12 protein-coding genes are annotated in these 12,152 nt (G+C 60.6%); 5 read left to right on the top strand and 7 right to left on the bottom strand.

Annotated elements, in window-relative coordinates; genetic code table 11:
* The first annotated feature begins 262 nt into the window (after positions 1-262).
* Positions 263-895, top strand: coding sequence for a TetR family transcriptional regulator (locus IB248_RS10035; protein ID WP_018856887.1), 633 nt, complete (start codon positions 263-265; stop codon positions 893-895).
* 2 nt (positions 896-897) lie between these two features.
* Here the strand turns inward: IB248_RS10035 and IB248_RS10030 are convergent, their stop codons facing one another.
* Entirely contained in the window at positions 898-1,854 is a 957-nt protein-coding gene (locus IB248_RS10030) for a LysR substrate-binding domain-containing protein (RefSeq protein ID WP_018856888.1), read from the bottom strand.
* Positions 1,855-2,056: 202 nt separating this feature from the next.
* On the opposite strand from IB248_RS10030, the gene IB248_RS10025 reads away from it, so the two are divergent.
* Complete coding sequence (locus IB248_RS10025) at positions 2,057-2,356, top strand: DUF1127 domain-containing protein (RefSeq protein WP_018856889.1); 300 nt, start codon at positions 2,057-2,059, stop codon at positions 2,354-2,356.
* Positions 2,357-2,443: 87 nt separating this feature from the next.
* Here IB248_RS10025 and IB248_RS10020 read toward each other — a convergent pair whose 3' ends face one another.
* The 5 genes from IB248_RS10020 to IB248_RS10000 all read right to left on the bottom strand — a co-directional run bounded on the left by IB248_RS10020 (position 2,444) and on the right by IB248_RS10000 (position 7,751).
* Positions 2,444-3,304, bottom strand: coding sequence for a DUF937 domain-containing protein (locus IB248_RS10020; RefSeq protein WP_192240760.1), 861 nt, complete (start codon positions 3,302-3,304; stop codon positions 2,444-2,446).
* A 98-nt stretch (positions 3,305-3,402) separates the two neighbouring features.
* The gene (locus tag IB248_RS10015) at positions 3,403-4,776 is read right to left on the bottom strand and encodes a glutamate--cysteine ligase (protein ID WP_018856891.1); all 1,374 of its coding nucleotides are present in this window, start codon (positions 4,774-4,776) and stop codon (positions 3,403-3,405) included.
* 149 nt (positions 4,777-4,925) lie between these two features.
* Positions 4,926-5,663: a 16S rRNA (uracil(1498)-N(3))-methyltransferase gene (locus IB248_RS10010; protein ID WP_018856892.1), complete on the bottom strand. Its 738-nt coding sequence runs from the start codon at positions 5,661-5,663 to the stop codon at positions 4,926-4,928.
* A gap of 13 nt (positions 5,664-5,676) precedes the next feature.
* Positions 5,677-7,176, bottom strand: a complete 1,500-nt coding sequence (locus IB248_RS10005; RefSeq protein WP_018856893.1) for an inorganic phosphate transporter — start codon at positions 7,174-7,176, stop codon at positions 5,677-5,679.
* A gap of 62 nt (positions 7,177-7,238) precedes the next feature.
* Positions 7,239-7,751: an NUDIX hydrolase gene (locus IB248_RS10000; RefSeq protein ID WP_026371750.1), complete on the bottom strand. Its 513-nt coding sequence runs from the start codon at positions 7,749-7,751 to the stop codon at positions 7,239-7,241.
* A gap of 255 nt (positions 7,752-8,006) precedes the next feature.
* Here IB248_RS10000 and IB248_RS09995 point away from each other — a divergent pair, with 255 nt between their 5' ends.
* Together IB248_RS09995 and IB248_RS09990 are read left to right on the top strand one after the other, a co-directional pair.
* The gene (locus tag IB248_RS09995) at positions 8,007-8,897 is read left to right on the top strand and encodes a LysR substrate-binding domain-containing protein (protein ID WP_018856895.1); all 891 of its coding nucleotides are present in this window, start codon (positions 8,007-8,009) and stop codon (positions 8,895-8,897) included.
* Between the two features lie 92 nt (positions 8,898-8,989).
* The gene (locus IB248_RS09990; RefSeq protein WP_192240759.1) at positions 8,990-10,147 is read left to right on the top strand and encodes an adenosylhomocysteinase; all 1,158 of its coding nucleotides are present in this window, start codon (positions 8,990-8,992) and stop codon (positions 10,145-10,147) included.
* 40 nt (positions 10,148-10,187) lie between these two features.
* Here IB248_RS09990 and IB248_RS09985 read toward each other — a convergent pair whose 3' ends face one another.
* A complete protein-coding gene (locus IB248_RS09985) occupies positions 10,188-11,186 on the bottom strand; it encodes a zinc-dependent alcohol dehydrogenase family protein (protein WP_018856897.1) in 999 nt (332 codons plus the stop codon).
* A 106-nt stretch (positions 11,187-11,292) separates the two neighbouring features.
* Between IB248_RS09985 and IB248_RS09980 the strand changes: the two genes are divergently transcribed.
* Positions 11,293-12,144, top strand: coding sequence for a LysR family transcriptional regulator (locus IB248_RS09980; RefSeq protein ID WP_018116688.1), 852 nt, complete (start codon positions 11,293-11,295; stop codon positions 12,142-12,144).
* Positions 12,145-12,152 lie beyond the last annotated feature (8 nt).

The following is a 12,152-nucleotide window of genomic DNA, read 5'->3' as shown; positions in this document are numbered from 1 at the left end:
CATGTAGCGTGCGCGAATCGGTGCGCGCAGCGACCGAGAAGCCACGGCCACAACGATTAACGTCCAACCCGTCGCAAGTGAGCAAAACAACACGCGGAGTTGACCAAATACGGGTGTATCACCCCGATTTTCTTATACTTTTCCCCATCCATACAATCCGATGCATCTCGTTTACGAGTCGTGAAGACCTGCATGTCATATCGGCGAGATGGCGCCGGTATGAACCACCTCCGTCGCTCCACATAGAACAAATGGGAACGACATGAAGGTCGGAAGTTTGGATCGTATTGGCCTCCGCCGGAAGCCAAAGCAGGAACGCAGTATTCAGCGGCTCGACCACATCTTGTCGGCCGCAGCCGCACTCATCGCTGAAAAGGGCGTAAGCGCCATGCGGATGACGGAACTGGCCGTCGCCGCCAAGGTTCCGATTGGTTCCGTTTATCAGTATTTTCCCGAGAAGGCGGCGATCGTCAAAGCGCTCTTCGACCGCCATGCGCTGGCGCTCCAGACGCGCATCGCCGAGGCCTTTGCGTCCGTGCACTCCGTCGACCATGCGCTCGAGGTACTCGTCGCGACGATCGACTGGCACTACGCCGACTATCGCAACGATGCCGCCTATCTCGGCATCTGGATGGGTACCGAAACCGACCACGACCTGCTGCTGCTCAACATCGAGCATAGCAAGCGGATTGCCGACATCTTTCAGGATACCGTCCGCCGCGTCGCACCTGAGCTCTCCGCAGCCGACATGCAGGCCCGCAGCTATCTGTTCAGCCATCTGCTCGGGGCATCGATCCGCCTTGCGGTCGTCAGCGAGGATTCCCTTGCAAGACGCATCCTGGATGAGTGGAAGCGCGTGATCCGAACAGCCTTCCTCTCACCGGTTGCCGCCTGAGCCTACCAACTCGGGACGATGCCAGCGACCTTGAGGCGGGGCTGAGCCCGCCCATAGGCGTTCTTGACGTCAGCGTCGAGATTGTCATCGACGACAGCGGGCGTGATGTTGTCGAGGCAGGCGGTGATATGCGCCGTGATCGCGTTCATCAGCGAGATGGAAACACCCGGCCGCTTCATGATGCCGATCTGGACCGGGGGCAGGGCAGGGAAGCCGTCCGCCTGGCTTAGCACCTTCATCCCCGTGCGCAGAGCCGATTCCGGCATGACGGAAACGGCCATGCCGGCGAGGACCGCGGCCGCGACGACGGTGCACGACCAGCTGGTGAACAGGATCTGGTGTTCGCGACCGACCGCATCCAGCGCCGAGCAGGCGAGCTGCCGCCACTGGCAGTCGCGACGGCCGACGGCGAGCGGCACAGGGGCATCGTCACGGATCGGATGGTTGGCAGAGCCGACCCAGCAGAGCGGTTCCGTTCGCACGACATCCGACATGCGTTCGCGCGGATTGTGGGTCACCAGCGCGATGTCGAGCTCGCCGCGATTCATGCGCTCGGCGAGGCCCACCGAGGGTTCGCAGACAATGTAAAGCTCGACGTTCGGATGCGTCTTGGCAAAGCGGCCGATGATCTCGGGCATGTAGCGGTCGGCGTAGTCATCGGGCGTGCCGATGCGCAGCGTGCCCTCGAGACGGTTGTCATCAAAGGCTGCGATCGCTTCGTTGTTGAGGCGAATGATTCGTCGCGCATAGTTCAAGAGCTTCTCGCCTTCGACGGTGAGGCGGTTGCCGCGCCCGTCCTTGATGAAAAGCTGCTTGCCGATGCGCTCTTCCAGTCGCCGCATCTGCATGGAGACAGCGGACTGCGTCTTGTAGACTCTGTCGGCAGCCTTGGTGAAGCTGCCGGAATCCACAATCGCAATGAAGGTCTGCAACTGATCAATATCGAGAGGCGCTGACATGAGTTCACCTATAAAGATCTCTGATGTTAATCATTAGAAACATTCGTTGGACTGATCAATAGGTGTTTGGCATCTTCGGGGTGCAAATCAAGCAAAGTGAAGGACAGACACCCTGCCTGTCCGCTCCGATTTCAACCCGATGCCTTGCCGCTCGACCTCGCGGGAGGGGTGGGTTGTTGCGCGCCAATGAAAGGATCGTCCCATGCGCACGACAGACCGGATACTCGAACTCGACTGCAGCCAGACCTCGCTGACGTTCTTCCAGCGTCTCGTAAATGGCTTTGCAACGCTGTCATCCGTACTGCGCGTGATCCGCAACCGTATGGAGATCAACAAGCTGAACGAGCTCGATGACAATCAATTGAAGGATATCGGCCTTAGCAGGACCGATCTCACTTCCGCGTTCCTGGCGTCCACCTTCTTTGAAGATCCGTCGGAACACCTGACTAAATCCGCGCGCAACCGCGGACCGAAGTCGCTCTTCCGGTCCCAAAAGGATTGAGACCGGCCCAGTTTTTCCCCGCAGGGTGATAGCCAATAGCCCTGCCTCTTACCCGGTGACCGGCCTCCCAGCCGTCTCCGGGTTTTTTTATGCCTTCGGGGGAGTGGAGGGCGCCTTTGGCATATAGGTCTCGAAGATCGCTTCCATGCTCTTCTGGTAGCTCTTCTGAACCTCGAGCCCGCTGTCGAACATGTTGTTCAGCATGTCGACGTAGCGTTCCGCCTCTGCCTTTGCCTGCTCTTTCGGGGCTTCGGCTCGTTTCGGCTCAACCGGCTTTCCGAGCGAGCCCATCATTTCCTGAAAGGCCTTTGCGAATGGATTGTCGAAAAACGGATTGGTGACCGTCTTCTCTGCCTCCGGCTTCTGCATGCCGAACATCTGCTGCATGGCCTGAGTGAAAGGATTGTCGAAGATGGTGGGCTCCGGAGCGGCCTTCTGCTTCGGCGCAAAGCCGGTGCTTTCCAGCCATTTCTGGATGGTTTCGCCCATGGCGGTGTTGATGAATGGATTGACGGGCGCGTTCATCTGCCCCATCGACTGCTTGAACAGGCCGCCCATCAAAGTATCGGCCATCACGGGCAGCATCTGCTTGTAGATCTCCTGGCCGATCCCGGTCATCTGGGCAGCCTGCGCCGCAACCGCCCGCGAGACCTCCTTGGAGCCGAACAGCTGCCCGAGGATGGTGTTGCCATCATCGATTCCTTGCGGGGTGAAGGCCTTGCCCATGTCCTCGAAATATTTGGCGTAGTTGCCGGAGGCGACCGCCTGCATCAGCCCCATGAAGTCGTAGGGGTTGCTGCTGCTCCGTTTCAGGCTGGCGGAAAATGCCGGCATCAGCGCGGCCATCGCCTTTGTGGCCTGCTCCTGGGCAAGATTGAACTGCCTGGAGACCGCATCCATCGCCGCGCCGTTCTGGGCCTGCATCATCATGTCGAAGAGTGGCAGCATGGTAATCCCTTTCCCGGTTTCGCAACGCGTAATTGCGTCACTATAGCCGGAAAAAGGAATGCGCAAACCGCTTTTTGCAGAAGGGCTTAGGGTAGACCCTAGTATTGATACTCTTCGAAGACAGGCTCCACGGAACCGTTCCAGCGGCCGTGATACAGCGCCAGCAGATCCTCGGCCAAAGTCGCCTTCTTGGCCATGACTTCGTCGAGCGGCGCAAGGAAGATGGTTTCGTCCTGGCCTTCCTTGTTGAGCTTGTTGCGCGCTCGGAGACCGGACTTCGAAACGGCGATCACTTCGCGCGCCGTCTCATAAAGCTCATGGCCGCGGAACTTTGCCCTTAAACCCTGAGACGGGACGGCATCGCGCAACGCGTTGACCTCGTCGAATGTCCAGTCCTTGGTCAGCATATCCGCGTCTTCGAGTGCAGCATCGTTGTAGAGAAGCCCGACCCAGAAGGCCGGCAACCCGCAAATGCGCCGCCACGGGCCGCCATCGGCACCGCGCATCTCTAGGAAGCGCTTCAGGCGAACGTCGGGGAAGAGGGTCGAAAGGTGGTTCGTCCAGTCGCCCATCGTCGGCTCCCAGGCGGCAACCGCGCCCTTCAGCGCGCCGTTCATGAACTGGCGGAACGTGATGTGGGTACAGTCGTGATAGTGCCCGTCGCGCACGATGAAATACATCGGCACGTCGAGGGCCCATTCGGCATAATCATGAAAACCGAAATCGTCGCGGAAGGTGAAGTCCAGCAGACCGGAGCGATTGTTGTCGGTGTCGCGCCAAATGTCGCCGCGCCAGGAGAGCAGGCCGTTGGGCTTGCCTTCGGTAAAGGGCGACGAGGCAAACAGCGCGGTTGCCAGAGACTGAAGCTTCATCGAAACCCGCATCTTCTTGCGCATGTCGGCTTCGGAGGAAAAGTCGAGGTTCACCTGGATGGTGCAGGTGCGATACATCATGTCGAGACCCTTGGCGCCGACCTTCGGCATGTAGCGGGTCATGATCTCGTAGCGGGATTTCGGCATGACAGGCGTTTCGGCCAGTGTCCATTTGGGGCTGCCGCCAATGCCGAGGAAGCGGATGCCCATCGGCTCGGCGATCTCGCGCAACGTCGCCAGATGGGTATTCGATTCCTTGCAGGTCTCGTGGATCGTTTCCAGCGGCGCGCCGGACAGTTCGAACTGGCCGCCAGGCTCGATCGATATCGCGCCCATTCCGTTCGGCTCGCCCAGGCCGATGATGTTGTCGCCGTCCATGATCGGGTCCCAGCCGGATTTCTGCTGAAGGCCTTTCAACAGCGCCGAAATGCTGGCCTCGCCGAAATACGGCACAGGGCCGTTGTCCGCCCGGAAGAAGGCAAACTTCTCATGCTCGGTACCGATGCGGAATTTTTCCGCCGGCTTGTTCCCCGCGGCAAGATAATCGGTCAGCTCCTGAACCGAAGAGAGTGGCGTCTGGTCGGTGGTATCGCGAGCCATTCAAGTCTACCTGCAATGGGAGAGCGCCTGGAAAAACCCGGGCAATTGGAAGGGTGATTAGGACCGCTCCCACGTATGTTGCAAGTGAAATTGTTTCAACGGTCCATCAAAAAAATAGCAGGATATTTCGGCTGCGACCGATCCTAAGGTTAATTCCAGTCGCCGATCGACGCTTGAATGACTGCCATGGCAGCAACCGCAGCCGTATCGGCTCTGAGGATCCGCGGCCCAAGCGGGATTGCGGTCACGAAATCAAGGCCGCGCAGCCGCGCGCGCTCTTCCTCGGAGAAACCGCCCTCTGGGCCGACAAGGAGCGCCAGCTGTCGCTCGCTGATCTTGGACAGCAGTGGTAGCGGGTTCTGCCCCGCATCGCCCTCGTCGCAATAGATGATGCGGCGGTCGCTCGGCCAAGTGTCCAGCAGGTCGAACAGCTTCACGGGCTCGGCAACGTCGGGGATATCGAGTATGCCGCATTGCTCCGCTGCCTCGATGACGTTTGCCTTCAGCTTGTCGAGATTGGTGATCTTGCCCTGCACATGCTGGGTCATCACTGGACGCAGAAGGCCTGCGCCCATCTCGACGGCCTTCTGCACCAGGTAGTCGAGTCGCCCGACCTTCAGTGGTGCAAAGAGATAGTGCAGATCGGACGCTGCCGGCTGCGGGCGGGTCTGCTCCTCGGCGACCACTACAATCCGTTTCCGCGTTGGAAAGGTGAGGCGCGCCTTCCACTCGCCATCGCGGCCATTGAAGACGAGCAGTTCGGCGCCATCAGTCATGCGCAGTACGTTGGCGAGATAGTTGAAGTGGTCGCCCGTCGTCTCGACCGTTGCTCCGGCGGCCAGGGGAGCGTCCACAAACAGCCGTTGCATCCGAAAATTGGCGCGCATCGAAAAGTCCTGCTCATACAAAGAGCGCGAACATAACCCAATAGATCATCGCTGCAAGCGCTGCCGAGGCCGGCACCGTGATGATCCAGGCGGCGATGATCGTCATGAAGTGCGAACGGCGAACGAGATAGCGGCGACGAACCTCATGCGTGTTCGGATCTTCCGGTTCATCAATCGCCCAGCTTTCCGCCTTGCGCCGCACGTACCGGATGCGTCGCTTCGAGTTCCGGGTGTACCACTCGCGGAAGAAGCCGACGCCAAACACGGAACCGACCGCGATATGCGTCGTACTGACGGGCATGCCGAGCCACGAGGCCACGATAACCGTGAAGGCCGTCGACAGCGCAACGCAATAGGCGCGCATGGGGTTGAGCTTGGTGATCTGTTCACCGACCAGCCGGATCAGGCGCGGCCCGAACAACAGTAGGCCGACCGAGATACCGAAGGCGCCGATGAGCAGCACCCAGATCGGGGGCTGGCCATTCGGGCCGGCTGCGGATCCCGCGACCGCGCGCACGATTGCCGAAAGTGGGCCGACTGCGTTGGATACGTCGTTGGCACCATGTGCGAAGGAGAGCAGAGCTGCCGAGCCAATCAGGGGAATCTGGAAGAGGACGCGCAGCGAGCTGTTGCGGTTTTCCAGCCCTACGGCCTGCCTGTGAACGAATGAACGCGCGGCAAACCATCCGAGGCCGCCGGCCGCGACGCCGAAAAGGAGGATTGTGAACGAGGAAAACGCGCCAGCGGGCGTAAGCTGCAGCACCATGTAGGAAGCAAAGCCACCGAGCATCATCGCGATCAGAACGGGGACCCAACGCCGCGCCGCGGCAATCTTGTCGTCGCGGTAGATGATCAGGCTCTTCACGAGGAAAAGCAGGCCGGCCGCAATCACGCCGCCAAGCAGCGGCGAAGTCACCCAGGCCGATGTGATCTCGACCATCACCCGCCAGTTCACCGGGTCCGGACCGACCGCGCCGATACCCGCTCCAATCACCGCGCCGACGATCGCGTGCGTGGTCGAGACCGGTGCGTTCATCCAGGTCGCGAGGTTGATCCACAATGCGGCGGCCATCAGTGCCGCTATCATGATCCAGCTGAGTGTGCCTGGTGGGACTTGCACGGCATCCACGATGCTGGAGGAGATCGTCTTGACGACCTCGCCGCCGGCAACTGTCGCCCCGAGAATTTCGAAGATGGCTGCGATGACAAGAGCTTGCCCCATCGTCATCGCTCGGGCGCCCACGGCGGCGCCGACGTTATTGGTAACGTCGTTTGCACCGATGTTCATGGCCATGTAGGCGGCGAGCGCCGCTGCCGCGATCACCAGCACGGCGCTTGGCCGGTCAAAGACATAGACGCCCGCGAAAAGCATGGCTAGCCCAAGGAAGATCAGCCCGAGGCCCGGCGCCACCAGTTTGCGCGAGACGAACTTCGTCGCATCCTCGACATGCGTAAGCTTGTCGAGGTCTTTGTCGAGCGTTCGTTTCGTGAGGACGGCTGATCGGTTGGGCATGCTATTCCTTCGTTGAATCCTGCTTTAGCGCCGCCAAGTTTAGCAGCGCAAGATGGCAGTATTCATTCCGCCGGAATTTGCTTTGGCATGCTTGCCGCAAGCTGTTCCGTCATGCGGCGCTTGAACAGCAGGATGAGATTGCGAAGTTCAGGCTCATGAACGCGCTTCACAGCCTCGTCGCAGGAGACCCACTCCACCTTGCGCTCGCCTTTTTCCTTGAAGTTCTTGGCGATCTCCAGAACCTCGAGAGCATAGACCTGCACTTTACAGGTGACCTTTAGGCCGTTCTTCAACACCTTAGGGTAGGAGTAGGAACCAAGGAGCTCGTTCTCGACGGTTCCGCGCGCACCGGCTTCCTCGAATGCCTCGCGTGCGGCGACCTCATACGAGCACCTTCCGTCCATCGGCCATCCCTTGGGGATCACCCAGCGGCCGGTGTCGCGGCTGGTCAGTAAAAGTACTTCAACGTCGTTGGTTTTCTTTTTGACCCGATAGCAGAGCGCAGCATATTGTTGACGCGGAGGGCGCCGAAACATGAGCTGGACGTCTGCAGCGAGGCGGGCGAGAAGAGTCAACGGTCGGGTCACCTTGGTGTTCTGTTCGAGTGAGTCGTCTATATTAGTATCCGCTGGAAAGCTTGCGCGATCCATACGCATTTCATGCTTTTGGCTCGGATTTGATAACTATCAATAGGAACTTTTTGTTTCGCCGGGTAACAAAAAATCCGTCAGATACTATCCTGATTCCGCCAATGCACAGGCGTTCAATATGAGCGCGCCTTGCATTTCAATCAACGGCGGCGTCATCTCATACACTGTTATGTCAATACTATGGTAATCATGCGTCTTCCTCCCTTAAAAGCCATTCGCGCCTTTGAAGCCGTATACCGTCACGGCAGCATTCTTGGCGCCGCCGCCGAGCTTGGTGTTGTACGCGGCGCGGTGCGCCAGCAGATCTCGATCCTGGAGAACTATTTCGGTGAGAAACTGTTCGAACGCGATGGCAGAAAATTGGCTGCGACCGCGAAAGCTGCACTGTTCGCGGAGGCCTCCACCGCTGCCTTCGCGACGCTGGAACGCGCCGCTGCAGATTTTGTCGGTGGCGAGGATCGCCGCATTCGCCTCGGCGTACCTTCGGCCTTTGCTATATGGTGGCTGATGCCGCGGCTTGCAAACATGCAGGCTGAGCTTGGCGTCGTCGACGTCGATATCGTGCCGATGTCGGTCGTCGAGCCGCTGGCGCTGCACCCGGAACTCGACGCCGTCATCATGGGCGCCGAATACCGGCCAACGGCAGGGGTGACAGCGGTCAAGTTCATGGAGGACGAATTCGGACCCGTCGCGACACCGGATCTGGCAGAAAGGATCGCCGGCGATCCCGCGCGGATGGTGGAGATCACCGCTCTTGTCAGCCGCAGCGCGCCAACCCTTTGGCAGGAGTGGTTTGCCGAGAGCGGCACTCAGGCCGTGATGTTCCGGCGCAAGCAGGAATTCGAGGATCTGCTGCTGGTGCTCGGGGCGGTGCGATCGGGGATTGGTGTTGTGCTCGCGCCGCGCGCTGCCATCGAAGATGACTTGCAGCGCAATCTGCTTGCTGCACCCTATGGCTTCATTCGCCGACTGGCCGGCTATAGCCTGTGCTGTCGCAACGTCGACTCGCCGAAACCCGCGTTCGTCGCCCTTCGCGACTGGTTGCTCCGCTCTGGCGCGGCGACGCAATAGGGCAGATTTTCTGCCCTATTGCGCAGAATTATCTCCATGGTCGAAAGGCGCTGCCGAGCCTAACACTGCGTTGCGAGCAAAAGGACATGGATATGCAAAGAGTAGCAAGCCGCATCGAATGGATCGGCAACAGCTGCAGTTTGCTCAAGGCAACGGCGGCAGAATTCGAGAAGACCCAACCGTTCAACGGCTTGACCATCGGCACGGGGATTCATCTGGAGCCGAAGACCGTGGCGCTGCTGATGACCCTGAAAGCCGGCGGCGCACGGCTTGTCTGCACCGGAAATCTGAACAGCACGCAGCCTTCGACTGTCGAGTTTCTCCGTTCGCAGGGGATCACTGTGTTCGCGACCCAGACAACGGACCCAGTCGCGCATCATGAGAGCCTGCAGGCGGTCGTCGCGGAAAAGCCGGACCTTCTGCTCGACAACGGCGGCGACCTCTTGGCGATTGCGGCCGGGGCTCCTTACGCCAGCCTTCTCGGAGGCACCGAGGAGACTACGTCAGGCCGCACACGCCTGCTGCCGATACGGGCAAAATTGAACATGCCGATCCTGGTCATCAACGACAGCCCGATCAAGCAGTTCGCCGAAAACAGACATGCCGTCGGCCAGAGCCTTTTCGAAAGCTACATGCGCTTCACCAACCGCTCGACCAACGGCAAGCGTGTGACGGTTTTCGGCTACGGGGCCTGCGGCAAGGGAACCGCCGCCTGTTTCCGCAACGCGTTTTCAGCCGTCAGCGTCGTTGATATCGATCCGGTGACGGCGCTGGGGGCGCATCTTGACGGATTTTCCACGCCGCTGCGCAACGAGGCGATTGCCTCGGCCGACGTGCTCGTCACCGTTACGGGCTTTCCCGCGATCATCACCGCAGCCGACCTTCCGCTGATCAAGGATGGTGCAATCCTGATGAATGGCGGACATTTCCCGCATGAGATCGACGTTGCCGCATTCCGGCAGCACCCCGATGTCGTGCGGATCGATCGCTACGAGGCGGATCACATCGAGACCCTGCACCTGAAGGACGGTCGCTCTTTCCATGTTCTCGGCGGTGGCCACATGGCGAACCTCGCCGGTCCCAGGCCGCTCGGCAATTCCGTTGAATCGATGGATCTTGGTTTCACGCTGCAGGCGCGCTGCCTCGAGCGTGTCGCCAGACGCGAAGTCGGCGCCGAGAGCTGTCTCGTCCCGGTACCCGCGGATATCGATGCCATGGTGGCGAGCGCCTATCTCGATCTGGCGCGATAGGTGACGGGCGCGGCGAGATTCCGCCGCGCGCGTCCAGATTTCAGGCGATCTCCACCACCAGCTTGCCGTTTGCCTGACGGTTTTCGATCAACGCGTGCGCTTCGGCGGCGTCGGAAAGTCCGAAGCGGCGCGCGTCCAGCCTCGGCATCAGCTTGCCGGCCTCGACGAGCTTGCCCACCTCGCGCAGGATCTCGCCGTGGTGGCTTCGCCCTTCGCCGGTCAGAAGCGGCAGCAGCGTAAAGACGCCCGAATAGGTCGCCGCCTTGAACGACAGCGGGGCAAGCGCATGCGTCCCCCATCCGAGCGCGCTGACGACGTGGCCAAACCGGCCGACCGCCTGGAAGGCTGTATCGAGGCCCGGGCCGCCGACGGTATCGCAGACGATGTCGAAGCCCTTGCCGGCCGTGTGATTGCCGACATAGTCCGCCACGGTCTCTACCCTGTAGTCGATCGGCGTTGCTCCAAGGCTTCTGAGATAGCCAGCCTTGGAGCCACCGTCGACGGCAAACACATCAGCACCCGCGGCTTTTGCGATCTGTACGGCAATGTGCCCCACGCCACCGCCGGCGCCGAGGACAAGAACCTGCCGGCCTTCGCTGACATTGGCTCGATCGACCAATCCTTCCCAGGCGGTAATCGCGATCAGCGACAGGGCTGCTGCCTCCCGCATCGAGAGATTGTTGGGCTTCGGCGCGATCAGCCGGGCGTCGACCGCTGCGAATTCAGCCAACGAGCCCTGGATGCCGCCGACGCCACCGGTCATGCCATAGACTTCGTCGCCGCGATGGAACTCGGTGACGCCGGGACCGACCTGCTCGACGACGCCGGCAATGTCCATACCTAGAACGGCCGGGAACGGATGGCGCGCATGGGTGGCATTGCCGGCGCGGATCTTGGTGTCCAGCGGATTGACGCCGCTTCCCTTGATACGGACTAAAACCTCGCCTTCGCGCGGCGCCGGCCGGGCGATCTCGGCAAGGCGGAAATCCGCGTTCGGCGCGTCGATCAGGAGCGCCTTCATCGTTGTGATCTGTGACATGCAACTCTCCTTCGTCTGTTGTTGCCCGGAGAATGCGCCGTTGATATGAGAATGGAAATGAAAGACATTGCACGAAGTTCATACATTTTTGTATGGGAGTCGGCTTGTGGAATGGAGCGATCTCAAACTGTTTCTGGCGATTGCGCGCCAGGGAACTCTCGGCGCCGGCGCCCGCAGCCTCGGCCTGACGCAGCCGACGATGGGGCGTCGCCTTCGCGCCCTTGAAATCTCGCTCGGCCAGACCCTGTTTCAGCGGACAGCCGACGGGTTTGTGATGACCGACGAGGGCGCAGCCGTCTTTGCCCACGCCGAGCGGATGGAAGAGGAAGCACTCGGGCTCGAACGCGAACTTGCCGGACAGAGCCGGCAATTGAGCGGCTTCCTGCGCTTGTCCTCTTCGGAGTGGTTCGGTGCACATGTGCTGGCGCCGGTCCTTGCGGAATTCTCGCTGCGCTATCCGAAGATCGTCGTGGAATTGCTGACCGATAGCCGCCTGCTCAGTCTCTCCCGCCGGGAGGCGGATGTCGTCGTTCGGATCGCGCCCTTTACCGAGCCGGACGTGATATCGAGGAAGCTGCTGCATATCGACTACCGGCTTTACATCCGCCGAGGGGCGGAGCACCCGAAGGCAGGAGATGGCGCGGGCGCGCGCCTGGTAACGATGGACGAGGCGTTTGGCGGCATGCCTGATGTGACATGGCTGACGCGTCTTCTGCCAAAGGCCGAGATTGCCATGCGCAGCAACAACCGCGATGTCCAGGCGACGCTGTGCAGGAATGGGGCCGGGCTCGCCGTCCTGCCGCGCCCCCTTGGCGATTCAATCGCTGATATCGAGCCGGTCGACCTCGGTGAAGCGCCGCCGGGGCGCGACACCTGGATTGGCTATCACCGGGATATGAAACGGCAGGCGCGCTTGCGGGCGCTGCTTAATCTCGTCATCGAGAGACTGGCGAATTGAGCGCTGGA

The sequence above is a fragment of the Rhizobium sp. RHZ01 genome (genome assembly GCF_014851595.1).
GTDB lineage: Bacteria > Pseudomonadota > Alphaproteobacteria > Rhizobiales > Rhizobiaceae > Rhizobium > Rhizobium altiplani.
This window is presented reverse-complemented; position numbering and strand designations above follow the sequence as displayed.

What these genes read in the sequence shown, in the direction of transcription:
- IB248_RS10005 (WP_018856893.1), bottom strand. Translation starts at nt 7,176, where the DNA reads ATGCCCAACCGATCAGCCGTCCTCACGAAACGAACGCTCGACAAAGAC.
- IB248_RS10030 (WP_018856888.1), bottom strand. Translation starts at nt 1,854, where the DNA reads ATGTCAGCGCCTCTCGATATTGATCAGTTGCAGACCTTCATTGCGATT.
- IB248_RS09985 (WP_018856897.1), bottom strand. Translation starts at nt 11,186, where the DNA reads ATGTCACAGATCACAACGATGAAGGCGCTCCTGATCGACGCGCCGAAC.
- IB248_RS09995 (WP_018856895.1), top strand. Translation starts at nt 8,007, where the DNA reads ATGGTAATCATGCGTCTTCCTCCCTTAAAAGCCATTCGCGCCTTTGAA.
- IB248_RS10015 (WP_018856891.1), bottom strand. Translation starts at nt 4,776, where the DNA reads ATGGCTCGCGATACCACCGACCAGACGCCACTCTCTTCGGTTCAGGAG.
- IB248_RS09990 (WP_192240759.1), top strand. Translation starts at nt 8,990, where the DNA reads ATGCAAAGAGTAGCAAGCCGCATCGAATGGATCGGCAACAGCTGCAGT.
- IB248_RS10025 (WP_018856889.1), top strand. Translation starts at nt 2,057, where the DNA reads ATGCGCACGACAGACCGGATACTCGAACTCGACTGCAGCCAGACCTCG.
- IB248_RS10010 (WP_018856892.1), bottom strand. Translation starts at nt 5,663, where the DNA reads ATGCGCGCCAATTTTCGGATGCAACGGCTGTTTGTGGACGCTCCCCTG.
- IB248_RS10035 (WP_018856887.1), top strand. Translation starts at nt 263, where the DNA reads ATGAAGGTCGGAAGTTTGGATCGTATTGGCCTCCGCCGGAAGCCAAAG.
- IB248_RS10020 (WP_192240760.1), bottom strand. Translation starts at nt 3,304, where the DNA reads ATGCTGCCACTCTTCGACATGATGATGCAGGCCCAGAACGGCGCGGCG.